This window comes from Pseudomonas sp. B6(2017) (genome assembly GCF_002112765.1).
Classification (GTDB): Bacteria; Pseudomonadota; Gammaproteobacteria; order Pseudomonadales; family Pseudomonadaceae; genus Aquipseudomonas; species Aquipseudomonas piscis.
The window spans coordinates 148,681-174,200 of the sequence record NZ_NEIQ01000002.1 but is presented as its reverse complement, the minus strand read 5'-3'; the positions used below and the strand labels follow the sequence as shown (position 1 = coordinate 174,200).

At 63.8% G+C, this 25,520-nt stretch carries 22 protein-coding genes and 1 pseudogene; 11 read left to right on the top strand and 12 right to left on the bottom strand.

Annotated elements, in window-relative coordinates; translation table 11 throughout:
- The first annotated feature begins 112 nt into the window (after positions 1-112).
- The 4 genes from CAG11_RS04080 to CAG11_RS04065 all read left to right on the top strand — a co-directional run bounded on the left by CAG11_RS04080 (position 113) and on the right by CAG11_RS04065 (position 2,839).
- Positions 113-1,015, top strand: a complete 903-nt coding sequence (locus tag CAG11_RS04080; protein ID WP_022640779.1) for a chemotaxis protein CheV — start codon at positions 113-115, stop codon at positions 1,013-1,015.
- 3 nt (positions 1,016-1,018) lie between these two features.
- Positions 1,019-1,498 carry a GNAT family N-acetyltransferase gene (locus CAG11_RS04075; RefSeq protein ID WP_085594886.1) on the top strand — a complete coding sequence of 160 codons (480 nt, stop codon included), beginning with the start codon at positions 1,019-1,021 and terminating at the stop codon, positions 1,496-1,498.
- Positions 1,499-1,671: 173 nt separating this feature from the next.
- The gene (locus CAG11_RS04070; RefSeq protein WP_085594884.1) at positions 1,672-1,998 is read left to right on the top strand and encodes a hypothetical protein; all 327 of its coding nucleotides are present in this window, start codon (positions 1,672-1,674) and stop codon (positions 1,996-1,998) included.
- Between the two features lie 91 nt (positions 1,999-2,089).
- On the top strand, positions 2,090-2,839 hold the full coding sequence (locus CAG11_RS04065) for a YkgJ family cysteine cluster protein (RefSeq protein WP_085594882.1): 750 nt from the start codon (positions 2,090-2,092) through the stop codon (positions 2,837-2,839).
- A 30-nt stretch (positions 2,840-2,869) separates the two neighbouring features.
- On the opposite strand, the gene CAG11_RS04060 is transcribed toward CAG11_RS04065, so the two are convergent.
- The 3 genes and pseudogenes from CAG11_RS04060 to CAG11_RS04055 form a co-directional block, all read right to left on the bottom strand.
- Positions 2,870-3,925 (bottom strand): methyl-accepting chemotaxis protein, encoded by a 1,056-nt coding sequence (locus CAG11_RS04060; RefSeq protein WP_371263436.1) that lies wholly within the window; start codon positions 3,923-3,925, stop codon positions 2,870-2,872.
- Between the two features lie 246 nt (positions 3,926-4,171).
- Positions 4,172-4,453, bottom strand: a pseudogene (locus CAG11_RS34420) (PAS domain-containing protein); the annotation flags it as partial.
- A 157-nt stretch (positions 4,454-4,610) separates the two neighbouring features.
- Positions 4,611-4,856, bottom strand: a complete 246-nt coding sequence (locus CAG11_RS04055) for a hypothetical protein (RefSeq protein WP_085594878.1) — start codon at positions 4,854-4,856, stop codon at positions 4,611-4,613.
- Between the two features lie 224 nt (positions 4,857-5,080).
- On the opposite strand from CAG11_RS04055, the gene CAG11_RS04050 reads away from it, so the two are divergent.
- From CAG11_RS04050 to CAG11_RS04020, 7 genes are all read left to right on the top strand, one after another.
- Complete coding sequence (locus CAG11_RS04050; RefSeq protein WP_085594876.1) at positions 5,081-6,241, top strand: efflux RND transporter periplasmic adaptor subunit; 1,161 nt, start codon at positions 5,081-5,083, stop codon at positions 6,239-6,241.
- Positions 6,238-9,333, top strand: a complete 3,096-nt coding sequence (locus CAG11_RS04045) for a multidrug efflux RND transporter permease subunit (RefSeq protein WP_085594874.1) — start codon at positions 6,238-6,240, stop codon at positions 9,331-9,333. Before CAG11_RS04050 ends, CAG11_RS04045 begins: the two co-directional genes overlap by 4 nt.
- 8 nt (positions 9,334-9,341) lie before the next feature.
- Positions 9,342-10,019 (top strand): heavy metal response regulator transcription factor, encoded by a 678-nt coding sequence (locus CAG11_RS04040; RefSeq protein ID WP_053131907.1) that lies wholly within the window; start codon positions 9,342-9,344, stop codon positions 10,017-10,019.
- On the top strand, positions 10,009-11,373 hold the full coding sequence (locus CAG11_RS04035; protein WP_085594872.1) for a heavy metal sensor histidine kinase: 1,365 nt from the start codon (positions 10,009-10,011) through the stop codon (positions 11,371-11,373). The genes CAG11_RS04040 and CAG11_RS04035 overlap by 11 nt, the downstream gene beginning before the upstream one ends.
- A 175-nt stretch (positions 11,374-11,548) precedes the next feature.
- Complete coding sequence (locus tag CAG11_RS04030) at positions 11,549-11,773, top strand: hypothetical protein (protein WP_085594870.1); 225 nt, start codon at positions 11,549-11,551, stop codon at positions 11,771-11,773.
- A gap of 190 nt (positions 11,774-11,963) precedes the next feature.
- Positions 11,964-13,295: an OprD family porin gene (locus CAG11_RS04025; protein WP_085594868.1), complete on the top strand. Its 1,332-nt coding sequence runs from the start codon at positions 11,964-11,966 to the stop codon at positions 13,293-13,295.
- 138 nt (positions 13,296-13,433) lie between these two features.
- Entirely contained in the window at positions 13,434-14,957 is a 1,524-nt protein-coding gene (locus CAG11_RS04020; RefSeq protein WP_085594866.1) for a sensor domain-containing diguanylate cyclase, read from the top strand.
- A 69-nt stretch (positions 14,958-15,026) separates the two neighbouring features.
- On the opposite strand, the gene lpxC is transcribed toward CAG11_RS04020, so the two are convergent.
- From lpxC to murD, 9 genes are all read right to left on the bottom strand, one after another.
- Positions 15,027-15,938, bottom strand: a complete 912-nt coding sequence (gene lpxC / locus CAG11_RS04015; RefSeq protein WP_011063304.1) for a UDP-3-O-acyl-N-acetylglucosamine deacetylase — start codon at positions 15,936-15,938, stop codon at positions 15,027-15,029.
- A gap of 112 nt (positions 15,939-16,050) precedes the next feature.
- Entirely contained in the window at positions 16,051-17,247 is a 1,197-nt protein-coding gene (ftsZ, locus tag CAG11_RS04010; RefSeq protein ID WP_022640798.1) for a cell division protein FtsZ, read from the bottom strand.
- A 102-nt stretch (positions 17,248-17,349) separates the two neighbouring features.
- Positions 17,350-18,609: a cell division protein FtsA gene (gene ftsA, locus CAG11_RS04005; RefSeq protein ID WP_053131918.1), complete on the bottom strand. Its 1,260-nt coding sequence runs from the start codon at positions 18,607-18,609 to the stop codon at positions 17,350-17,352.
- 14 nt (positions 18,610-18,623) lie between these two features.
- Complete coding sequence (locus tag CAG11_RS04000; protein WP_016966667.1) at positions 18,624-19,490, bottom strand: cell division protein FtsQ/DivIB; 867 nt, start codon at positions 19,488-19,490, stop codon at positions 18,624-18,626.
- A 4-nt stretch (positions 19,491-19,494) separates the two neighbouring features.
- A complete protein-coding gene (locus tag CAG11_RS03995; RefSeq protein ID WP_022640799.1) occupies positions 19,495-20,451 on the bottom strand; it encodes a D-alanine--D-alanine ligase in 957 nt (318 codons plus the stop codon).
- On the bottom strand, positions 20,448-21,905 hold the full coding sequence (gene murC / locus CAG11_RS03990) for a UDP-N-acetylmuramate--L-alanine ligase (protein ID WP_085594864.1): 1,458 nt from the start codon (positions 21,903-21,905) through the stop codon (positions 20,448-20,450). The genes CAG11_RS03995 and murC overlap by 4 nt, the downstream gene beginning before the upstream one ends.
- Positions 21,898-22,968, bottom strand: coding sequence for an undecaprenyldiphospho-muramoylpentapeptide beta-N-acetylglucosaminyltransferase (murG, locus tag CAG11_RS03985; protein ID WP_022640801.1), 1,071 nt, complete (start codon positions 22,966-22,968; stop codon positions 21,898-21,900). Before murG ends, murC begins: the two co-directional genes overlap by 8 nt.
- Positions 22,958-24,175: a putative lipid II flippase FtsW gene (gene ftsW, locus CAG11_RS03980; protein WP_022640802.1), complete on the bottom strand. Its 1,218-nt coding sequence runs from the start codon at positions 24,173-24,175 to the stop codon at positions 22,958-22,960. The genes murG and ftsW overlap by 11 nt, the downstream gene beginning before the upstream one ends.
- Positions 24,172-25,518: a UDP-N-acetylmuramoyl-L-alanine--D-glutamate ligase gene (murD, locus tag CAG11_RS03975; RefSeq protein ID WP_085594862.1), complete on the bottom strand. Its 1,347-nt coding sequence runs from the start codon at positions 25,516-25,518 to the stop codon at positions 24,172-24,174. Before murD ends, ftsW begins: the two co-directional genes overlap by 4 nt.
- Between the last annotated feature and the right edge of the window lie 2 nt (positions 25,519-25,520).

Genomic DNA, 25,520 nt, shown 5'->3' with positions numbered 1-25,520 from the left:
CGAGCCGGATCGGCCAATCCGGCTAAAGCCCGTCCTGAAAACGTCGATAACCCGTTATCCATGGTTGTCCGTGGCTCGATCCACGCGCCAATTCTTCAAGAAGAAGGTTTTTATGTCCTCCAACAAAGCCCGCGCAGATTCGCTTTCGCTTCTGCTGTTTACCTTGCGCAGCGGCAAGCTGATGGCCATCAACCTGCTCAAGGTCAGCGAAATCATTCCCTGCCCGCCCCTGACCAAGCTGCCTGAATCCCATCCCCATGTGAAAGGCATCGCCACTTTGCGCGGCAACTCGCTGTCGGTGATCGATCTCAGCCGGGCCATCGGCGAGCGTCCCCTGGCCGATCCGGACGCCGGCTGCCTGATCGTCACCGACGTCAGCCGCTCCAAGCAGGGCCTGCACGTACAGGCCGTGAGCAAGATCGTGCACTGCCTGACCACCGATATCCGTCCGCCGCCCTACGGCTCAGGCGGCATCAAGTCCTACATCACCGGGGTGACCCAGGTGGACGGGACCCTGGTGCAGGTGCTGGACATCGAGAAGGTGATCCATGGCATCGCCCCGGCCCAGATCGAGATGGCCCCCACCGAATTGAGCATGGAAGACGCCGATGCCCTGGGCAACGCGCGCATCCTGGTGGTGGACGACAGCCAGGTGGCGCTGCAGCAATCGGTGCACACCCTGCGCAACCTCGGCCTGCAATGCCACACCGCCCGCAGCGCCAAGGAAGCCATCGACTGCCTGCTGGAGCTGCAAGGCACGGCCAACGAAATCAACCTGATCGTCTCGGACATCGAAATGTCCGAGATGGACGGCTATGCCCTGACTCGGACCCTGCGCGAGACCCCGGACTTCGCCCACCTGTATGTGCTTCTGCATACCTCCCTGGACAGCGCGATGAACAGCGAGAAGGCGCGCCAGGCCGGGGCCAATGCGGTGCTGACCAAGTTCTCCTCGCCGGAGCTGACTCGCTGCCTGATCGATGCGGCCAAGGCCATCGCCGCCCACGGAGCCTGAACCGTGGAAGAACGCTATTGCCTGTTGATGCGCCGCGACCTGAGCGGCCCGCAGCTCGCCCCTCGATGGCCGGCCGGGGTCAGCCTGAGCCACTACAGCCCGGATCTCGCACCAGAGGTGCATCATTTGATGCAGCTGGGTTACCTGGACGGCGGCGGCCGCGTCCCGGACCTCGATATCTGGCGCGAGGCTTTCGAGACCGATGCCGAATACGATCCTGAACTCTGCCTGGTGCTCCAGGAGGCCGGCCGGGTCATAGGCGTGGCCCAGTGCTGGACCAGCGCCTACCTCAAGGACCTGGTGGTGCATGCCGACGCACGCGGCCGAGGCCTGGGCCGGGCCCTTTTGCAACAGGTGTTCGTGACGTTCGCCGAACGCCGGGAAGAGCGGCTCGACCTCAAGGTGCTGGAAGACAACCTGCGCGCCCGCCGCCTGTACGACAGCGCCGGCATGCAAGTGGTCCGCCGCGAGCTGGAGCCATAGGCAAACTTGCGCCGACACGCACGGCCTCTAGCCACTGCTGAGCCTGCGAAGCCGCGACCAGACCCGCAAGACCTTCGCCCTTCCCTCCTGTCGCCGAGCGCAGCCTGCGACAGCAGCGAACCACAGGCCGTCGCCAGGGTCCATCTGGGTATCACGCCTTGAGATCGCGCTCCATGAACCACAAGACCCTGGTCCTGCTCTGTCTCGTCGCCGTCTCTGGCCCGGCCCACGCTTCCAGCGACCAGGCCTGGGCCGAACTGGAGCAGGCCATGCAGCGCGCCTGCGTCCAGGCCAGCGGCCTGAAAGACGCCAAACCGCTGGGCCCCGCCACCCAGTTCGACGACCGGGTCGGCTATAGCGCCCTGTTGCTCCAGGGCCAGTATCCACAGAAGCACATGCAGGGCCGCAACGGCATCGAGCTGTGCCTGTACCACCGGCCAAGCCGCAAGGCGGTGGTCAGCGAGTGGGACAGCATTGGCCCAGCGCTCAAGAGCCGTTGACTGGCGCATAACTTGCTTCGCCAGGGCCATTCGCAGCGTCGAACAACAGAAAGACGACGCGCCCTTTCGATCCGCTTTGGTTGCTCATGCCATGAACACTCGGTTTTCCTGCGTAGGCTGTGGCAAGTGCTGCCACGACCACCATGTACCCCTGACTCTCGCCGAAGCCCGGGCCTGGGCGGCCGATGGCGGCCAGGTGATCGTGCTGGTGGAGGCCTTTCTCGGCAATGGCCTGGGTTTGCCGACACAGCAACGCGAACATGCCCAGCGCCGTTCCTGCCGGGTGCCCAGCGGCAGTACCGATGCCTATGTGGCGATCACCTTCGCCGCCTATAACGTCGGCCCCTGCCGGAATCTTGACGAAGACCAGCTGTGCCGCATCTATGAGCGCCGGCCGTTGGTGTGCCGCATCTACCCCATGGAGATCAATCCGCACATTCCTCTGGTTCCCACGGCCAAGGAGTGCCCGCCGGAATCCTGGGAACAGGGCCCGCAATTGATCCTCGGCGGACAATTGGTGGATGAGCAACTGGCCGAACTGGTCCAGCGCTCGCGCCAGGCCGACCGGGATGACATCCAGGCCAAGCAAGCCATCTGCGCCCGACTGGGCATCCGCACCACGGCGCTCAAGGGTGACGGCTTTACCGCCTACCTGCCGGACATGGGCACCCTGGCCCAGGCCATCGACCAGCTCCAGGCCAACCCGCTCACAGCGCCGGAACAAGCCTGGCGCTTCCACCTGTCCAACGAACAAGTCGCCGCCGAGGTCGCGGCCAGTGGCGCCCAGGTGGTAAGCGATACGCCCCTGGACTACGCCTTCATCCCGCTGCGGGCCGCCTGAGTCCCGCGCCTGGCGGCAGCGAGACGCGGCTCAGGCGCGCTTGTGCCAGAACTCCAGGGCCAGTTGGCGCAGATCCCCTGCCAGGCCGGCCACGTCGCCGGAGTTCACATGGCTGAGCTGGCCGGCATGGACGGTCGCCTCGCAGGCATTGCGAATGCCGATGATATTGCGGTTGATGTCCTCGCTCACCGCGCTCTGCTCTTCCACTGCCGCGGCGATCTGCAAGCTCATCTCGGTGATCTGGTTGACCCGCTGGCTGATGCCGTCCAGGGCCACCGCCGCACGCTGGGCCTGGTCGACGCTGCTTTCCACATGCTGGCTGCTGTGCTGCATGGCCTCGACGGCATTGCGCGCACCGTTTTGCAGGGTGCTGATCATGCGCTGGATCTCATTGGTGGAATCCTGGGTCCGCTGGGCCAACCCGCGCACCTCGTCGGCCACCACGGCGAAACCGCGGCCCTGCTCCCCGGCGCGCGCCGCCTCGATCGCTGCATTCAGGGCCAGCAGGTTGGTCTGCTCGGCGATGCTGCGGATCACCTCCAGCACCCCGGAAATGTCGATGCTGTGGCTTTCCAACTGATGGATGACTTCAGTGGCTCGCTCCAGCTCGTTGGCCAGGCGCAGCACCGCGCTGCGGCTTTCCCCCACCAACAGGTGGCCCTCGCGGGTTTCGCTCTCCGCCTGGTCGGCCGCCACCGAAGCCTGCTGGGCATGGGTGGCCACCTCGGCCACGCTGGCCGCCATCTGGTTGATGGCCGCCGCTACCTGATCGGTTTCCGCCTGCTGCTCCAGGGTGCTGTTGTGGCTGCAATGCAAGTGTTCCACCAGCTCGGACGCATGCCCGGCCAGGCGCTGGGAAGCGTCGCCGATACGCCCCACCACCGCGCCGACCTGGGCCTCGAGCATCTGCAGGGCGAACTCGATACGCCCGAACTCGTCCATCCGCCCGGTATAGATGCCCTGGCTCAAAGGGTTGTCGCCGATCTGCCGGGCCCGTTGGTTCAGGCGCCCCAGTGGCCGCAACTGCCAGCCGACACCCAACGAACCCAGGCAGCATCCCAGGGCCACCGCCGCGCCCTGGTACATCCATGACTGGGGCAACAGCCACACCGAGATGCCGAAGGTGCCGATGAAACTGGCGCTGATCCAGGCCCAGAGGCGCAAGCGCAGGCTCATTACCGGCAGCAGGTTCCACCAGGACGGCCCCGGGTCGTTCAGGCGGCCATAGGCTCGCTCGGCGGCCTGCACCTGTTGCGGGCTGGGCTTGGTCCGCACCGATTGGTATTCCACCGCCTGGCCGTCGCGGGTCACGGGGGTGACGTAGGCGCTGACCCAATAGTGATCGCCATTCTTGCAGCGGTTCTTCACCATGCCCATCCACGAACGGCCGCGCTTGAGGGTCCCCCACATATGGGCGAACGCCGCCTTCGGCATGTCCGGATGACGCAACAGGTTATGGGGAGAGCCCAACAATTCCTCACGGCTGTAACCACTGATATTGATGAAATCAGGGTTGGCGTAGGTGATCGCGCTGGTCAGATCGGTGGTCGAGAGGATGTTCGCATCAGGGGCAAAGTCCACGTTTCGCCCAGTAACCGGAAGGTTGATCTTCATGGATAGCGCGCTCGTAATTGTTGGGTGGAGTCAGCAGGGCTGCTGACTCTAAGCGCACTGAAAGCACAAACACTGATCCAGCTCAGTTTTAAAGCAATTAGCCATCATCGTGCTTGAAAAGCGTAAATGGCTGCTTTATCCGCGAATGTCGGCGATCTCAGCGTTTGCCCATGGAGCGTCGAGTGCCCGGAGGCGCTACACCGGGGGTCTTGGCGTGGTAGTCGCCGGCACCGTTGCGATAGCTGGGCTGGCTCGCGTTTTTGGCCGCCAGGAATTGCGCAGGCTTGAAAGGAAACTTGAACGCCGGGATCGCGGCCTTGCCGTCGCTGTCGCTGGCGACCGACTCAGCCACAGGCTCGGTGTGCGAAACCGCATTGATATCGGGCTGTACGGGGGATGTCATGGAAACTCCGGGGAGATAGGACACCCGGGACCAGGAACGGACCACGGGGAGCGGCAGTATACCTGCAGGGCCCAGGACTTTGAGCGTGGCGACAGCGCCCATCGAGGACTTTTCTGACAGCGCTGACAGCTGGCCGTCACGCTGCTGACCCGCTCGCCGGAATATAACTGTCCACAGATCCTGGCCATCCTTCCGACATCACTGCCCCCCCGGCGCCTCTCTCCATGTCCATCGCCAAGAAAACCGCCGTCACCGCCGCCCTGCTCGTGGTCCTCGTCGCCATTGGGGCGTGGCTCCTGTACCGGCCGACGAGCGCCAGGTCGGCCACCCCCACGGCGATTCCGGTGCGGGTGGTGGAAGTGCTCCGCCAGGACCTGCCGCGCTATACCAGCGGCATCGGCACGGTGCTGTCGCTGCACAGCGTGGTCATCCGGCCCCAGGTGGATGGCATCCTCACCCGGTTGCTGGTCAAGGAGGGGCAACTGGTCAAGGCCGGCGACCTGCTGGCCACCATCGACGACCGGGCGATCCGTGCCGCCCTGGACCAGGCCCGGGCCCAACTGGCGCAGAACCAGGCGCAGCTCCAGGTGGCCCAGGTCAACCTCAAGCGCTACAAGCTGCTGTCGGTGGATGACGGGGTTTCCAAGCAGACCTACGACCAGCAACTGGCCCTGGTCAACCAACTCAACGCCACGGTCCAGGGCAACCAGGCGGCCATCGATGCCGCCCTGGTACAGCTCTCCTACACCCAGATCCGCTCTCCAGTTACTGGGCGAGTGGGTATTCGTACCGTGGATGAAGGCAACTTCCTGCGCATGACCGACAGCCAGGGCCTGTTCTCGGTGACCCAGATCGACCCCATCGCCGTGGAGTTTTCCCTGCCCCAGCAGATGCTGCCCACCCTGCAAGGCCTGGTGCAGGCCCAGGATCCAGCGGCGGTCGAGGCCTACCTGGGGGCCGACGGCGACCACCCCGGGGCGCTGCTGGGCAACGGCCACATGACCCTGATCGACAACCAGATCAACAGCGATACCGGCACCCTGCGCGCCAAGGCCGAGTTCGCCAATGCTCGCCAGGCCCTCTGGCCCGGGCAACTGGTGACGGTGAAGATCCAGACCGCCCTGGACCAGGGCGCGCTGACCGTACCGCCGACCGTGGTCCAGCGCGGCCTGGACCAGCGCTTCGTGTACCGGCTCAAGGGCGACAAGGTGGAAGCGGTGCCGGTGCAGGTGCTGTATCAGGACAGCAACCTGAATATCATTTCCGGGGTCCAGGCCGGCGATGTGCTGGTCAGCGACGGCCAGTCGCGGCTCAAGCCCGGCGCGCTGGTCCAGGTGGTGGGCGATCCGCCGCAGGTGGCCCAGGCCCAGGAGTCCAGGCCATGAAAGGCCATGGCTCGATTTCCGCCTGGTGCGTCGACCATCCAGTGGCCACCGTCCTGTTGACCTTCGCCCTGGTGCTGCTGGGGCTGATCGCCTTCCCGCGCCTGCCGGTGGCACCACTGCCGGAGGCCGAGTTCCCCACCATCCAGGTCTCGGCGGCCTTGCCCGGGGCCAGCCCGGACACCATGGCCTCCTCGGTGGCCACGCCCCTGGAAGTGCAATTCAGCGCCATCCCCGGCATGACCCAGATGACCTCCAGCAGCGCCCTGGGTACCAGCCTGCTGACCTTGCAATTCACCCTGGACAAGAGCATCGACACCGCCGCCCAGGAAGTGCAGGCGGCGATCAACACCGCTGCCGGCAAGCTGCCCAAGGACATGCCCACGCTACCTACCTGGAAGAAGGTCAACCCGGCGGACAGCCCGGTGCTGATACTCAGCATCAGCTCCACGCAGATGCCCGGGACCGAACTGAGCGACTACGCCGAGACCCTGCTGGCCCGGCAACTCAGCCAGATCGACGGGGTCGGCCAGATCAACATCACCGGCCAGCAGCGCCCGGCCATCCGGGTCCAGGCCTCGGCGGACAAGCTGGCGGCCATCGGCCTGACCCTGGCCGACATCCGCCTGGCAATCCAGCAGACCAGCCTCAACCTGGCCAAGGGCGCACTGTACGGCGCCTCGAGCATCTCCACCCTGTCCACCAACGACCAGCTGTTCCATCCCGAGGAGTACGGCCAGTTGATCGTGTCCTACAAGAACGGCGCGCCAGTGCGCCTGCAGGACGTGGCCCGGGTGGTGGATGGCCCGGAAGACGCCTATGTCCAGGCCTGGTCCGGCGACCAGCCCGGGGTCAACCTGGTGATCTCGCGCCAGCCGGGCGCCAACATCGTCGAGACCGTGGACCGGATCCAGGCCGCCCTGCCGGGCCTGGAGGCGATGCTGCCGGCCTCGGTGCAGGTCAAGGTGCTGGTGGACCGCACCCAGACCATCCGCGCTTCGCTGCATGAAGTGGAGATCACCCTGCTGATCGCGGTGCTGCTGGTGGTGGCGGTGATGGCGCTGTTCCTGCGCCAGTGGTCGGCGACCCTGATCGTCTCGGCGGTGCTGGGGGTGTCGCTGACCGCCAGTTGCGCGCTGATGTACGTGATGGGCTTCAGCCTGAACAATCTGACCCTGGTGGCCATCGTCATCGCCGTGGGGTTCGTGGTGGACGATGCCATCGTGGTGGTGGAGAACATCCACCGGCACCTGGAGGCCGGCGATGGCATGCGCGAAGCGGCCATCAAGGGCGCCGGGGAAATCGGCTTCACCGTGGTGTCCATCAGCTTCTCCCTGGTGGCGGCGTTCATTCCGCTGCTGTTCATGGGCGGCGTGGTAGGCCGGCTGTTCAAGGAGTTCGCCCTGACCGCCACCTCGACCATCATGATCTCGGTGGTGGTCTCGCTGACCCTGGCGCCGACCCTGGCCGCGCTGTTCATGCGGGCCCCGGTGCATCAGCCCCATGGCAAGCCGGGTTTCGGCGAGCGCCTGCTGGCCCTGTACGAGCGCGGCCTGCGCCGGGCCCTGGCGCACCAGAAGCTGATGCTGGGCATCTTCGCCCTGACCCTGGGCATGGCCATCGCCGGCTACATCCTGATTCCCAAGGGCTTCTTCCCGGTGCAGGACACCGGTTTCGTCCTCGGCACCACCGAGGCCGCGGCGGATATCTCCTATCCGGACATGGTGAAGAAGCACCAGGCCCTGGCCGAGATCGTCGCCGCCGACCCGGCGGTGCAGGCGTTCTCCCATTCGGTGGGGGTGTCCGGCAGCAACCAGACCATCGCCAACGGCCGCTTCTGGATCTCGCTGAAAAAACGCGGCGAGCGGGACGTCTCCGCCAGCGCCTTCATCGATCGCATCCGCCCGCAATTGATGAAGGTGCCGGGCATCACCCTCTACCTGCGGGCCGGCCAGGACATCAACCTCAGCTCGGGCCCCAGCCGTGCCCAATACCAGTACGTGCTCAAGAGCAACGACGGTGCGACCCTGGCCACCTGGACCCAGCGCCTGACCGAGAAACTGCGCGGCAACCCGGCGTTCCGCGATATCTCCAACGACCTGCAACTGGGCGGCAGCATTACCCACATCGATATCGACCGGGTCGCCGCCGCTCGCTTCGGCCTGACCGCCAGCGATGTCGACGAGGCGTTGTACGACGCCTTCGGCCAGCGCCAGATCAATGAGTTCCAGACCCAGGTCAACCAGTACAACGTGATCCTGGAGCTCGATACCCAACAACGCGGCAAGGCCGAGAGCCTCGACTACTTCTACCTGCGCTCGCCCCTGACCGGGCAGATGGTCCCGCTTTCCGCCCTGGCGCGCTTCGATGCGCCCACCGTGGGCCCGCTGTCGATCGCCCACGACGGCATGTTCCCGGCGGCCAACCTGTCGTTCAACCTTGCTCCCGGCGTGGCCTTGGGCGATGCGGTGATCCTGCTCGACCAGGCCAAGCGCGAGATCGGCATGCCGGCAGCCATCAGCGGCAACTTCCAGGGTGCGGCCCAGGCGTTCCAGAGCTCCCTGGCCAGCCAGCCGTACCTGATCCTGGCGGCGCTGGTGGCGGTCTACATCATCCTCGGGGTGTTGTACGAGAGCTTCGTGCATCCTTTGACCATCATCTCCACCCTGCCCTCGGCGGGCCTGGGCGCCCTGCTGATGCTCTGGCTGTGTGGCCAGGACTTCTCGATCATGGCGCTGATCGGCCTGGTGCTGCTGATCGGCATCGTCAAGAAGAACGGCATCCTGATGATCGACTTCGCCCTGGAAGCCCAGCGCCATGGCGGCTTGCCTGCGCATGAGGCGATCCACCAGGCCTGCGTCACGCGCTTCCGGCCGATCATCATGACCACCCTGGCCGCCCTGCTCGGCGCCCTGCCACTGATGCTCGGCTACGGCACCGGCGCGGAGTTGCGCCAGCCCCTGGGCATCGCCGTGGTCGGCGGCCTGCTGGTGAGCCAGGCGCTGACGCTGTTCACTACCCCGGTCATATACTTGTGGCTCGAGCGGCTGTTCCACCGGCCACGACCGGCCCTGGCGCCAGCAACCAATACCTGAGGCGGGTCATGCGCGTCCTGATCATCGAAGACGAAGAAAAAACCGCGGACTACCTGCATCGCGGGTTGACCGAGCAAGGCTACACCGTGGACCTGGCCCGCGATGGCATCGAGGGCCTGCACCTGGCGCTGGAAAGCGACTACGCAGTGATAGTGCTCGACGTGATGCTGCCGGGCCTGGATGGCTTCGGCGTGCTGCGGGCCCTGCGCGCGCGCAAGCAGACCCCGGTGATCATGCTCACCGCCCGCGAAAGGGTGGAAGACCGGATCAGGGGCCTGCGCGATGGCGCCGACGACTACCTGGGCAAGCCGTTCTCCTTCCTCGAACTGGTGGCCCGGCTGCAGGCCCTGACCCGACGCAGCGGCGGCCACGAACCGGTGCAGATCGGCATCGCCGACCTGTGGATCGACCTCATCAGCCGAAAGGCCAGCCGCGCCGGCACCCGCCTGGACCTGACCGCCAAGGAGTTCTCGCTGCTCAGCGTGCTGGCCCGGCGCCAGGGCGAGATCCTGTCCAAGACCGCGATTGCCGAGATGGTCTGGGATATCAATTTCGACAGCGACGCCAACGTCGTGGAGGTGGCGATCAAGCGCTTGCGGGCCAAGCTCGACGGGCCTTTCGAACACAAGCTGCTGCATACCATCCGCGGCATGGGCTATGTGCTGGAGAACCGCAGTGCCGAGTAATTCCATCGCCCTGCGCCTGAGCGGGCTGTTCACCCTGGTGGCGCTGCTGATCTTCCTGCTGATCGGCGGGGCGCTCTATCAACAGGTGGACAAGGGCCTGGGCCTGCTGCCGGAAGCCGAGCTGGATGCGCGCTACAGCGTGCTGGAGTCGGCCCTGACGCGCTACGGGAACCCGGAGCACTGGGCCAAGATCAACGCCAAGCTCAAGCTGCTCAGCGAGGAAGACAAGCGCATCCGCTTCTGGGCCATCAGTGGCGACCCGGGCTATGAATACGGCAACCCCGATGCACGGATCCGCGCCTTCGCCCAAGGCCCGCTGGGCATGCGCGACCTGACCCTGGAGGAACATCCCTATCCGTTGCGGGTGCTGGTCAGCCAACTGCCTGCCAAGGAACAGCGCCCGCCCCTGCGCTTTTTGATCGCCATCGATACCGATACCTTCCACCAGACCCAGCACCACCTGTTGATGGCCCTGATCGGCCTGGCCATCGTCGGCGTGCTGCTGGCCTCGGCCCTGGGCTACTGGGTGGCGCGGATCGGCCTCAAGCCACTGATCAAGCTGTCCCAGGAGGCCCAGCGCCTGGCGCCGCCACGGCTCTGCGGGCGCTTGCAGCTGTCACCGCTGCCGCCGGAACTGAGCCAGTTCGTCAACTCGTTCAACTCCACCCTGGAGCGGGTCGAGGTGGCCTACTCGCGCCTGGAGTCGTTCAACGCCGATGTGGCCCATGAGCTGCGCTCGCCATTGACCAACCTGATCGGCCAGACCCAGGTGGCCCTGACCCGGGGACGCTCGGCGGAACACTACTTCGAAGTGCTGCAATCCAACCTCGAAGAACTGGAGCGCTTGCGCTCGATCGTCAACGACATGCTGTTCCTGGCCAGCGCCGACCAGGGCAGCAAGGCCACCAAGCTCACCAGCGCTTCCCTGGCCACCGAGGTGGCAACCACCCTGGACTACCTGGACTTCATCCTCGAAGACGCCCAGGTCAGGGTCGAGGTGGAAGGCGACGCCCAGGTCCGCATCGAGATCGCCCACCTGCGCCGGGCGCTGATCAACCTGCTGAGCAACGCCGTGCAGCACACCGCCGCCGGCGAAGTGATCCGGGTCCGGATCGAGGTTCAGGAACGGCAAGTGGCGATCGCCGTCAGCAACCCGGGACAGGGTATCGCCAGCGAGCACCTGCCACGCTTGTTCGAGCGTTTCTATCGAGTGGATGCCTCGCGCAGCAACAGTGGCGCCAACCATGGATTGGGCCTGGCCATCGTCAAGGCCATCGCCCTTATGCATGGCGGCGACGTCTTCGTGCACAGCGTCCAGGGCATCAATACCTTCGGTCTCTACCTGCCCCGCTGAAACCACCACGACCCCTGACCTGGGACAAGAGGCAGTAAAATCCTGCAACCATCGCGCTCTTGACTGTTGTTTTTTTGGTAACAGTCCTTATCCTGTTCGGCTCTTTTTCCAGCCTCATCGTGGTTATATTTTTGTCGTACCGAATTGAACTTGCACTGCAAGAAGGTCTTCAGAAATGTCCAACAGCATGGGTATTGCCAGCGCGTTCGTCTTGTCTTCCCTGTTCGTGGCGCCAGCCGCCATGGCCGAAGAATCCCAGGCTTTCATCGCACGCAATGCCGCACGCGCCGCCGCGTTCGAACAAGCACAGATCGCCCAGGCGGCCCAGCAGCAGAACAGTCAGCAAGCCCAGAAGATCACTGCCGAGCACAGCAAGCCTGATGCCCGAAAGGACAGTTGATCCAAGCCACCGACTCGTTTCCCTCGATAACTTCTCTGCGCTCTACACCGGAGTAAGTTGTCTTAAAGCCGCTGAATCCAGCGGCTTTTTTTTGTCGTGGAGAAACCCGCGGCACGTTCGTCATCTACAGAACAAGAACGCACCGAATTCAAAATAAAAAATCATCTTCACCCACCAAAGGAGCAATACGTTGTTTAGGACTTCACTGAAGGTCAGCCCGCTATTCATTGCAATCGCTGCAACTATCCCAAGCCTTGGACAAGCCGCCGAGGACAGCGCGACCGAAGGTTTCGTCGCCGGCTCGAGCCTCAAGCTCAACGCTCGCAACTACTACATGCACCGTAACCGCCAGCAGCACAACGATGACAATATCGAGTGGGGCCAAGGCTTCCTTGGGGTTTTCCAGTCCGGTTATACAGAAGGCACCGTCGGTTTCGGCGTGGATGCCAATGCCATGCTCGGCCTCAAGCTCGATGGCGGTGGCGGCACCGATGGCTCGAGCATCCTGCCGATCAGCCGTAGCGGCAAGGACGGCGGCAAGGCCCCGGGCTCCTTCTCCACCGCTGGCGCGGCCCTGAAGATGCGCGCCTTCGACACCGAACTGAAAGCCGGTGACCTGTTCCTCAACAACCCGGTGATCGCCGGTGGCATGAGCCGCATGCTGCCGCAGACCTTCCGTGGCGTGAGCCTGACCAACCACAGCTTCGACGGCTGGTTGATCGAAGGCGGCCAGGCCAGCTTCACCAAGCTCTACAACCAGAGCGGTCACAAGCGCATCGGCACCGCCTACGGCACCTTGCCCAGCAATGATGAAAGCCGCCACCTGAACTGGGCCGGGGTGGCCTGGAGCGGCGTGCCGGGGCTGACCAGCAGCCTCTATGCTTCCGAGCTCAAGGACATCTGGAACCAGTACTACTACGACCTGGACTACACCTACGCGGTCAACGACCTGGTCAGCCTCAACCCGGGCCTGCACTACTACCACACCCAGGACACCGGCAAGGCGCTGCTGGGCAACATCGACAACAACACCTACAGCCTGCACTTCACCGTCGGCGTAGGCAGCCACAGCGTCACCGCCGCCTACCAGCGGGTCAACGGCAATACACCGTTCGACTACATTACCCAGGGTGACAGCATCTACCTGGACAACTCTCAGCAGTACTCGGACTTCAACGGCCCCAACGAGCGCTCGTGGAAGCTCAAGTACGCCTATGACTTCGCCGGCATCGGCCTGCCCGGCCTGACCTCGGCGCTGTCCTATTCGCGCGGCGAGCTGGACCTGACCAAGGTCAACCCGGACAGCCGTGGTTATGCCAACTGGTACAGCGCCGATGGCAAGAATGCCAAGCACTGGGAACGTGACCTGGATCTCAAGTATGTGGTGCAAGGTGGCAAGGCCAAGGACTTGGCGGTGCGCCTGCAATGGGCAACCAACCGGGGCGGCAATGGCTACGGCGCCGTGGATAACGACACCGACGAATACCGCGTGATCGTCGACTACCCGATCAATGTGTTCTAAGACGCTATAAATAGAAGGCCAGGAGGTTTTGCTGGCCTTTTATTCAGTCGGGATTTATATAGCGCGCAGACGTGACCGATTTCTTTAGCCCACGTCCACACTAGACTTAAATCCGTCGACGTAGCAGAAGTCAAAATCATGAGCGTGAGCAGTGCGACACCCCGCACAGGGAAAATCGCGTCAAATCCTGAACGTCTGCTGATCCTGATCAGTTCACTGACCGTTGTGGCCATTCTCGGTATCGTCACCTCCCTTTTGATCCGTGAACACGGTGCTGCCGAACAGGCCGCCACCCGTGCCGCCAACAATATCGTGCAACTGATCGACGCCGACGTATTGCGCAACGTCGAACTCTACGACCTGTCCCTCGAGGGGCTGATCAGTGCAGCGCAACGCAATGATCTGAAGAACGTTTCGGCGCCCATTCGTCATCTGGCGCTCTTCGACCGGGCCACCGCCGCGCCGTACAAGGGCGATATCCTGTTGCTGGACAAGCACGGCGATGTGCTTGCCGACTCGGCTTCGGTCGTGCCTCGCAAAGGCAATTTCGCCGATCGCGAGTACTTTCGTCCGCATATCGACAATCCGGACCTGGGGATGAAGATCAGCCCTCCGTTCCGCGCCCGCACCGTCGAGCATGACTGGCGGATCAGCTTCAGTCGTCGACTGAGCAACGAGAATGGCGAGTTCATCGGTGTAGCCGAAGCGGCCATGCGCCTGAGCTACTTCAATGAGCTGTTCAAGAATCTGGACATCGGCCGCAACGGCACGATCAACCTGATCAGCCGCGATGGCTTTCTGCTCGCCCAGCAACCGCCCCTGGCCGACGACCTGATCGGCAAGAGTTTCAGCAATCGTCCCAACTTCGTACGCATCCTGCACGAAGGCAATGGCAGCTTCAGCGGGGTGTCCAGCGTGGATCAGACACACCGGCTGTATACCTTTTCCCAAGTGGGCGACCTGCCGCTGATCGTGATTGTCGCGCTGTCCATCGATGAGGTCTTCAGCTCCTGGCGCCGTACCGCGCTGCTGGTCAGCGGTGCCACGGGAGTGCTGTGCATTGCCCTGCTATGGCTGACCTGCCTGCTGTGTCGCGAACTGCGGGGGCGCCACCGCGCCGAACAGGAGCTGTTGCGCCTGGCCACCATCGATCCCCTCACTGGCCTGGCCAATCGCCGCTGCCTGGACCTGGCCCTGAAAAACGAATGGGCCCGGGCTCAGCGCTCGCTCCAGCCATTGTCGCTGCTGATGATCGATGTCGATCACTTCAAGTCCTTCAACGATCATTTCGGCCACCCGCTGGGGGATGACGCCTTGCGCCTGGTGGCCCAGAACATCGCCGCCTGCATGGGCCGCCCGACGGATCTGGCGGCACGTTATGGCGGCGAGGAATTCACGGTGGTCCTGCCCGGGACCGATAGCGCCGGGGCGTCGCTCATGGCCGAGAAGATCCGTTCCAGCATCGAGGCGCTGCCGGCCGTGGCCGAGCACGCCGTGCCCTTGACTGTGAGCATCGGCATCAATACCTGGTCAGGCGATGCCGACACCCATCAGGAAGACTGGATAGGCAACGCCGACAAGGCCCTGTACCAGGCCAAGTCCAGCGGCCGCAACCGCGTGGTCTCCAATATGTCCCAGGGCCACTCCAGGCGCAGCGCCTGAAATATCGCGGGCATAAAAAAAGGCCATCCGGGGGGATGGCCTTCAAAACAAAAGGAAAGAGAGTATTACTTACACGGCCGCGACTGGACGCATGTAAGAGATCGGTGCAGTGCTGGCATCTTCGAAGGTCACCACTTCCCAAGCATCCTTCTGCTCAATCAACTTGCGCAGGAGCTGGTTGTTCAGGGCGTGGCCCGACTTGAAGCCTTTGAACTCACCTATCAGGCTGTTGCCCAGCAGGTAGAGGTCACCAATTGCATCCAGGATCTTGTGCTTGACGAATTCGTCTTCGTAACGAAGACCGTCTTCATTCAGCACGCCATCCGAATCGACCACAATGGCGTTTTCCACGCTGCCGCCGAGTGCGAGGTTGTGCTTGCGCAGGTACTCGATGTCACTCATGAAACCAAAGGTACGGGCGCGACTGACTTCTTTTACGAACGAAGTACTGGAGAAGTCCACACTTGCACTCTGGGTGCGGTCACGGAAAACCGGGTGATCGAAATCGATCTCGAAGCTCACTTTAAAACCATCGAAAGGCACGAAGGTGGCGCGCTTGTCGCCGTCTTCCACTGTCACTTCACGAAGGATGCGGATGAACTTTTTAGCTGCGTCCTGTTCTTCGAGGCCAGCAGATTGAATCAGGAATACGAAGGGTCCGGCGCTACCGTCCATGATCGGGACTTCGGACGCGGAGAGCTCGACGTAGGCGTTATCGATGCCCAGGCCAGCCATGGCCGAGAGCAAGTGCTCCACCGTGTCCACTTTGACGTCACCATTGACCAGAGTGGTCGACATGGTGGTTTCGCCAACGTTTTCCGCGCGAGCAGGAATCTGCACCACAGGGTCCAGGTCGGCACGACAAAACACAATGCCGGTGTCGACGGGCGCAGGCTTGAGGGTCAGGTATACCTTCTCCCCGGAATGCAGGCCTACACCTGTGGCACGGATAATATTCTTCAGGGTGCGTTGTTTAATCATGGCTTGGGCCGCTTCAGCGCAAATTGCGAACTGGTATCAACAAAGGCTGGCGATAATAGCAGACCACGCCTTTGCTGAACACCAATCACCCTAATACCCCTGATGCATTCCATCAATCGGCCTGACGACGCAGGAATGCCGGGATGTCCAGATAGTCCAGATCATCTTGCGGATTCAACTTCGCTGCGGTCGCCGCGTTCGATTGCGCCTGATTACGCATGACGGTCGGACGATCCAGGTCGCGGTAGTTCACCGACGGCAGCTCCTGGCGAGCAGGGGCTGGCGCTTGCGACTGCGCGGACGACATGGAGGTCTGAACGGTGTTGTCGATGACCTTCACAGGCTTCTCGATCTTCGCGCCCAGGCCGGTGGCCACTACGGTCACGTGCAACTCGTCACGCATGTCCGGATCGATAACGGTACCGACCTTGACCATGGCGTGCTCGGAAGCGAAGGCCTCGATGATGCTACCCACGTCGGAGTACTCGCCCAGGGACAAGTCGGGACCGGCGGTGATATTCACCAGGATGCCGCGAGCGCCTTCCAGGTTGACGTCCTCGAGCAGCGGGTTGCGGATCGCCGCCTCGGTGGCTTCGCGTGCACGGTTAGGACCGCTGGCGCAGCCGGTACCCATCATCGCCATGCCCATTTCGCTCATCACGGTACGAACGTCGGCGAAGTCGACGTTGATCATGCCCGGACGCTTGATGATGTCGGAGATACCGCGAACGGCACCGGCCAGCACGTCGTCGGCCTTGGCGAAGGCGGACAGCAGGCTGGCGTCCTTGCCCAGGATGGTCAGCAGCTTCTCGTTGGGGATGGTGATCAACGAGTCGACGCTTTCGCTCAGTGCGCGGATGCCTTCATCGGCGATCTGCATGCGCTTGCGGCCTTCGAACGGGAACGGACGAGTCACCACCGCAACGGTGAGGATGCCCATTTCCTTGGCCACTTCGGCGATGATCGGCGCCGCACCGGTACCGGTACCGCCGCCCATGCCAGTGGTGATGAACACCATGTTGGTGCCCGCCAGAACTTCGGCGATACGTTCGCGGTCTTCCAGGGCGGCCTGACGACCGACTTCCGGATTGGCACCCGCGCCCAGGCCCTTGGTCACACCGGTACCCAGTTGCAGGATGGTCCGCGCGCCGATGTTCTTCAGCGCCTGAGCATCGGTGTTGGCGCAGATGAACTCGACGCCTTCGATGTTGCTCTTGACCATGTGATTGACCGCGTTGCCGCCGCCACCGCCTACGCCGATAACCTTGATTACCGGACTTTGCGGGATGTTGTCTACGAGTTCGAACATTTTCCCTCTCCTTTCATTCTCTAATTTTTCGCCTACTGCCTACTGCTTTGTTGCCTGCTGCTTTACTGCGTACCGCTTGAAACCTGTTCTTGTAGCCGCGTATCAGAAGTTGCCCTGGACCCAGCTCTTGATGCGATCGAGCAAGGCGGCCTTGGGCTCGTCGCTGCTGTAGCTGTCGCGGTTGCCGATGCCGGAGAACTGGATGCCGTCGGACTGCTTCTGCAATCCGTACTGCAATAGGCCGACACCGGTGGAATAGATCGGGTTGCGCACGACGTCGGTCAGGCCCTTGACACTGTGGGGCACGCCCAGGCGGACCGGCATGTGGAAAATTTCCTCGGCCAGCTCCACCGCGCCTTCCATCTTCGAGGTGCCGCCGGTGAGCACGATGCCCGCCGGGATCAGGTCTTCGTAGCCGCTGCGGCGCAGCTCGGCCTGGATCAGGGTGAACAGCTCGTCGTAGCGCGGCTCGACCACCTCGGCCAGGGCCTGGCGCGACAGCTCGCGCGGCGGACGGTCGCCGACGCTCGGCACCTTGATGGTTTCGCCGGCACCGGCCAGCTTGGCCAGGGCGCAGGCGTAGCGGATCTTGATCTCTTCGGCGTACTGGGTCGGAGTCCGCAGGGCCATGGCGATGTCGTTGGTCACCTGGTCGCCGGCGATCGGGATCACCGCGGTGTGGCGAATCGCGCCTTCGGTGAAGATCGCCATGTCGGTGGTACCGCCACCGATATCCACCAGGCACACGCCCAGTTCCTTCTCGTCGTCGGTGAGCACCGCATAGGCAGAGGCCAACTGCTCGAGGATGATGTCGTCGATTTCCAGGCCACAGCGACGTACGCACTTCTCGATGTTCTGCGCCGCGTTGACCGCGCAGGTCACCACGTGGACCTTGGCTTCCAGGCGCACGCCGGACATGCCCAGGGGCTCGCGCACGCCTTCCTGGTTATCGATCACGTAGTCCTGCGGCAGGGTGTGCAGGACCCGCTGGTCCGCCGGGATCGCTACCGCCTGGGCCGCGTCCAGGACTCGTTCCAGGTCCGCCGAGCTGACCTCGCGGTCGCGGATCGCCACAATACCGTGGGAGTTCAGGCTGCGGATGTGATTGCCCGCCACGCCGACGAACGCCGAGTGGATGCGGCAGCCCGCCATCAGTTGCGCTTCTTCCACTGCCCGCTGGATCGACTGCACGGTGGACTCGATGTTCACCACCACGCCCTTCTTCAGGCCGCGGGACGGATGGGTACCGATACCGACGATTTCCAGCGAGCCATCGGCCGCGACTTCGCCCACCAGCGCCACCACCTTGGAGGTGCCGATATCCAGGCCGACGATCATTTTGCCGCTTTGCACATTTGCCATGGTCCTGCCTCTTCTTAATTCTTCGCGACGGCGGGCTGCGCCGTCGTGGGTGCCGCCGGATCGCGCCAGCCAACGGCCAGGCCGTTGGCGTAGCGCAAATCGATGCGCGCGATGTTCGTGATCTGTTCTTTCAGCGTTTTTTCATAAATGGCAATGAAGCGGCGCATCTTTTCCACCAGATGATCGCGACCCAGCAGCAACTCGATTCCCGGCCCGGCACTGCCGGCACCGGTGGTCAGGAACCAGCTGCCACGCTCGCGCAGTTCCAGACGGGCAATCGAGAAGCCCAGCGGCCGCAGCATCTGGCTCAACACCTGATACTGCTGCATCACTTGCTGCTGGGCCCGCTGCGGCCCGAACAATTGCGGCAAGTGCTCATAGTTCGCCAGTTCACGCGGGGTGAAGGCCTGGCCCTGGTTGTTCAACAGCGCCTCGTCGCCCCAGCGGGCCACGGGTAGTTGTTCTTCCAGGCGAATCACCACCTGGTCCGGCCACACCCGGCGTACCTCGGCATGGGCGATCCAGGGCATCTGCTCCAGTTCGGTGCGCATGCTCGCCAGGTCGATGGTGAAAAAGCTCGCCGCGACGTAAGGCGCGATTCGCTGCTGCACCGCCTGCTGGCTGATGTAGCTCAAGTCCCCCTGCACCGCGATCTTGGTGATCGGGCGGTCGGCATACGGCAAAAGACGCTGGGCGCCTTCGTAGGTGCCGAACCCCAATGCCACCAGCAGCACAGGCCAGAACAGGCTTTTCAGGAAGCCGAAGTTGGCTTTCGGCAGGCGCACCGACATCGGCTCTTTGGCCACCATCCGGCTGGCACCCCGCGGCACCGGCTTGCGGCCGGGTGCGGGTTGCTGATGACGAAGCGATGCGCCTTGCATGGACTTAACCTCGCGCCTCAAGACTGGCTGCCAGGATGGCCAACACCAGTTGCTGGAAATCCAGACCGGCCGCACGAGCGGCCATCGGCACCAGACTGTGGTCGGTCATGCCTGGAGCGGTGTTCACTTCCAGGAACCAGAACTGCCCCTGGGCATCCTGCATCACATCGGCACGCGCCCAACCGGCGATACCGAGCGCCTCACAGGCCTTGGCCGTGAGTTCCATGAGTTCCTGCTCTTTGTCGCTATCGAGGCCGCACGGGATCCGGTATTGGGTATCGGAAGCCAGGTACTTGGCGTCGTAGTCGTAGAACGTGTGGGGAGTGCCCAGGGCGATAGGTGGCAACACCTGGCCGCGCAGGGTCGCGATGGTGAACTCGGGACCCTGGATCCATTGCTCGACCAACACTTGCGAATCATAGGTACTGGCCGCCTTCCATGCCTCGATCAACTCGGAGCTGGTGGTCACCTTGGCCATACCGATACTGGAACCTTCATGGGCCGGTTTGACGATCAAAGGCATGCCCAGTTCCGCCGCCGCGCAAATACAGTCGCTTTCGGAGCTCAGTACCGCATGGCGTGGCGTCGGAATGCCCAGGCTGTGCCAGACCTGCTTGGTCCGCAGCTTGTCCATGGCCAGCGCCGAGGCGAGGATGCCGCTGCCGGTGTAGGGAATCCCCAGGCATTCCAGCAGGCCCTGCATGCTGCCGTCTTCACCGCCACGACCGTGGAGGATGATGAAGGCGCGATCGATCTTCTCGCTCAACAGGCGCTGCAGCAGGTCATCGCCGACGTCGATGCCGAAGGCATCCACACCGCCGCCCTGCAGGGCTTCGAGCACGGCCTTGCCGGACTTCAGCGACACTTCACGCTCGGCACTCTTGCCGCCATACAGCACGGCCACGCGACCGAAGTCGGCCGGAGGCACGGTGGAGAACAGCTTGGCGTAGGCAGCGGTCATTTCGACGCTCCCTTGCCAGCAGCCACGGCTCCGGCGAACAGTGGACTGTTGAGCAGCTTGGGCGCCAGACCGCCGATGTCGCCGGCCCCCTGGCACAACAGGATGTCGCCGGCACGCAGCAGCGGCTTGACCAGCGGCGCCAGGTCGACACCGCGTTCGATGTAGATCGGGTCCAGTTGGCCACGCTGGCGGATGCTGTGGCACAGCTGGCGGCTGTCGGCTCCGGGAATCGGCTCTTCACCGGCCGGATAGACTTCCATCAGCAGCAATACGTTGGCGTCGGTCAGCACCTGTACGAAATCGTCGTACAGGTCGCGGGTGCGGCTGTAGCGATGCGGCTGGTAGACCATCACCAGGCGGCGTTCCGGCCAGCCACCACGCACGGCCTTGATCACCGCGGCGACCTCGGTCGGGTGATGCCCGTAGTCGTCCACCAGCATCACGTTGCCACCTTCCACCGGCAGTTCGCCGTAGACCTGGAAGCGCCGGCCCACGCCCTGGAAGCCCGACAGGCCCTGGACAATGGCTTCGTCGCTGATGCCTTCGTCGGTGGCGATCGCGATCGTCGCCAGCGAGTTGAGCACGTTATGGTTGCCCGGCATGTTCACCGACACATCCAGTGGCTCGCGGTCGCGACGCAGCACGGTGAAGAAGGTCTGCATGCCTTGCTGGCGAACATTGATCGCGCGTACGTCGGCTTCTTCGCTGAAACCGTAGGTCACGGTCGGCCGCTTGACCTGCGGCAGGATCTCGCGCACCACAGGATCGTCCAGGCACATCACCGCCAGCCCGTAGAAAGGCAGGTTGTGCAGGAAGTCGACGAAGGTCTTCTTCAGCTTGTTGAAGTCACCGTCATAGGTCGCCATGTGGTCGGCGTCGATGTTGGTCACCACGGCCACCAGCGGTTGCAGGTGCAGGAAGCTGGCGTCGCTTTCATCGGCTTCGGCGATGAGGTAGCGGCTGGTACCCAGTTGCGCATTGGTGCCCGCGGCATTGAGCCGGCCACCGATGACGAAGGTCGGGTCCAGGCCGCCAGCGGCGAACACCGAGGCCAGCAGGCTGGTGGTGGTGGTCTTGCCATGGGTACCGGCCACGGCCACGCCGTGGCGATAGCGCATCAGCTCGGCGAGCATTTCCGCGCGCGGTACCACCGGCACGCGCCGCTCCAGGGCAGTGGCGACCTCCGGGTTGGAAGTGTTCACGGCGCTGGATACCACCAGCACGTCGGCATGGGCGGCGTTCTCGGCACGGTGGCCGATGAAGATCTGCGCCCCGAACGACTCCAGGCGCTCGGTAACGGCCGAGGCCTTGAGGTCGGAACCGGATACCTGGTACCCCAGGTTCAGCAGCACCTCGGCGATCCCGCACATGCCCACGCCGCCGATACCGACGAAGTGGATGCGGCGGATGCGGCGCATTTCCGGTTGCGGCATGGCTTTCTGGCTTTCAACCATGGGCCACCTCCAGGCAGATATTCACCACGTCCTGGGTCGCTTCGGGTTTGGCCAGGCGGCGTGCGGCACGGGCCATGTTGTCGAGTCGTTCTGGTTGCATCAAAACCTCTGTCAGGCGCGCGGCAAGGTCCGCAGCACCAGTCGTTCTTTGCGGCATCAGGAAGGCGGCGCCTTCACGAGCCAAATATTCGGCGTTGCGAGTCTGGTGGTCGTCGATCGCATGGGGCAAAGGCACCAGCATCGAGGGCAGACCGGCGGCAGCCAGTTCGCTGACGGTCAGCGCACCTGCGCGACAAACCACCAGGTCGGCCCAGCCATAGGCTTGGGCCATGTCTTTGATGAAGGGCTGCACCTGCGCCTCGACGCCAGCGGCGCGGTAACGCTCTGCAGTGACCTCATCGTGATTTTTGCCAGCCTGGTGGAACACCTCCGGGCGCAGCTCGGGGGCGACCTGTGCCAGGGCTTCCGGCAGCAGCTTGTTCAACGGCTCTGCGCCCAGGCTTCCACCCAGGACCAGCAAACGTGCCTTGCGTCCGGCCAGGGCCTCGCGCGGTGCCTCGAGGAACAGCTCGGTGCGTACCGGATTGCCCGTGGTGCGGCGGCTACCGGAGGCCCCGAAGGTGTCCGGGAAAGCTTCGCAGACTCGGGCGGCCAACGGCACCAGCAGCCGATTGGCGGTACCGGCGACCGCGTTCTGCTCATGAACGATGACCGGCACCGAGGACAATTTGGCAGCCACTCCACCCGGCCCGGTCACATAACCACCAAAACCCAGCACGCAGACCGGCTTGAGCTGGCGCATGATCCGCCGCGCCTGGAGCACTGCCTTGAGCAGCACGAAAGGCGCCTTGAGCAACGACAGCTTGCTCTTGCCACGCAACCCGGTGACGTTGATCAGGTGCAGGGGCAGGCCCGCAGCCGGCACCAGGTCGTTCTCGATTCCCCGCGGGGTGCCCAGCCAGTGCACGCTGTAGCCGCGCGCCTGGAACTCCCTGGCACAAGCCAGCGCCGGGAACACGTGGCCACCGGTGCCGCCGGCCATGATCAGCACGTTAGCGCCCATGGGTCGGCTCCTCGGCAAAGTCACTTTCATTGAACTCCATCTCTTCGCTGCCCAGGTGGGTCCTGCTCTCCCATTCGATACGCAGCAACAAGCCCAGGCAGGCACAGCAGATCACCAGGGAACTGCCGCCATAACTGAGGAACGGCAGGGTCAGGCCCTTGGTCGGCAAGAGGCCGACGTTCACCCCGATGTTGATCAGGAACTGGCCGATCCACAGGAACGACAGGCCATAGGCGACGTAGGCGGCAAAGAACTGCCGGGCCTTCTCGGCCCACAAGCCGATGTACATGCCACGGATACAGACGAAGCCGAACAGCGCCACGGTGCATAGCGAGCCCACCGCCCCCAGTTCCTCGGCCAGCACCGAGAACACGAAGTCGGTATGGGCCTCTGGCAGGTAGAACTGCTTCTGTACGCTGTTGCCCAGGCCAACGCCCAGCCACTCACCGCGGCCGAAGGCGATCAGCGCCTGGGACAGCTGGTAGCCGGCGCCGAACTGGTCGGCCCAGGGGTCGGCGAAGTTGGTCAGGCGCGCCATCCGGTACGGCTGCATCTGGATCAGCAACACCACCGCCGCCACCGCCAGCACCACCATCAGGGAGAAGCGGAACAACCCGACGCCCCCAAGGAACAGCATCGCCGCAGCCGCACCCATCATTACTACCGTGGCGCCGAAGTCGGGCTCCATCAGCAGCAGGCCGGCCATCGGCAACAACACGATGAATGGCTTGAAGAAACCCATCCAGCTTTCACGTACTTCCTTCTGCCGCCGCACCAGGTAGCCGGCGAGATAGATCACCACGAACACCTTGGCGATCTCGGAAGGCTGGACGTTGAAGAAGCTGAAGCCGATCCAGCGCATCGAACCGTTCACCTCACGACCGATGCCCGGGACGATCACCATCACCAGCAGGCCGAAGGCGCCGATCAGCATCATCCAGCCCAGGCGCTGCCAGGTGGCGATCGGGATCATCATGGTCACGATGCACGCGCCCAGGCCCAGCAGGATGTAGATCAGGTGCCGGATCATGTAGTACAGCGCGCTGCCGGACTGGGCCGCGGCCACCTCGGTAGACGCCGAGGCGATCATGATCAACCCGAGGCCGAGCAGCGTCAGGCAGCCGGCGAGCATCGGGAAGTCGAGGTCGACGCCGCGTCCGGTGATGATCGGCGATGGATACGGCTTGATGATGTTCCTCAGGTTCATGCCAGCTCCTCCACGATGCGGACGAACTGGTGACCACGGTCTTCGTAGTTCTTGAACATGTCGAAACTGGCGCAGGCAGGCGACAACAGCACCACATCGCCCGCTTGGGCAACGGCTCGGCACTGGGCCACCGCGTCAGGCAGCGAAGCGGCGCGGATCAGCGGCACACCATCGCCAATGGCCTGGCCGATCTGCTCGGAGTCCCGGCCCATCAGGACCACGGCACGGCAGTTGGCCGCCACTGGATCACGCAGGTCCTTGAAGTCGGCACCCTTGCCGTCGCCACCGGCGATCAGCACGATCTTGCCGCTGATGTCGGCGCCCAGGCCTTCGATGGCGGCCAGGGCGGCCCCCACGTTAGTGGCCTTGGAATCGTTGTAGTAACCCACGTCATCCAGGTCACGTACCCACTGGCAGCGATGCTCCAGCCCGGCGAAATTGCGCAGCGCCGCGAGCATGGCATCGAACGGCAGGCCCACCGCATGTCCCAGGGCCAGGGCCGCCAGGGCGTTGGACTGGTTATGGGCACCACGGACCTTCAGCTCGCGCACCGGCATCAGGTTCTGGAATTCGAAAGCCAGGTGCTTCTCGCCATTCTCCTCACGCAGGCCGAAGGCCTTGAAGTCCGGCGCACCCAGGCCAAAGCTCCAGCACGGCAGCCCCTCACCCACCAGCGGCCGGGTCAGGGCGTCCTGGCGGTTGAACACCACTTGCCGGGCACCGCGGAAAATCCGGTGCTTGGCCAGGTGGTAGGCCGGCAGGCCGCTGTAGCGGTCCATATGGTCTTCGCTGATGTTCAGCACGGTGGCCACTTCGGCACCGAGCTGGTCGGTGGTTTCCAGCTGGAAGCTGGACAGCTCGAGGACGTAGAGCTCGACGTCATCACCAAGCAGGTCCAGTGCCGGGGTTCCGAGGTTACCGCCCACGGCGACGCGCTTGCCGGCAGCGGCAGCCATCTCGCCCACCAGGGTGGTCACGGTGCTCTTGGCATTGGAGCCGCTGATGGCGACGATCGGCGCCTTCGCGTTACGCGCGAACAGTTCGATGTCGCCGGACAGTTTCACCCCACGCGCGGCGGCAGCCTGCAGGGCCGGAGTCGCCAGGGCCAGGCCGGGACTCACGTAGAGCTCGTCGGCACGGCACAGGAAGTCGACGTCCAGCTCGCCACAACGCACTTCCACCTGTGGATAGTCACGGCGCAGCGTGGCCAGCTCCGGTGGATTTTCCCGCGTGTCGGCCACCGCAAAAGCAACGCCCCGGCTCGCCAGGAAGCGAACCAGGGACATGCCGCTCTTGCCGAGGCCGACAACGATGCGGAAGTGGTCGGAAGCGATCAGGGACACTC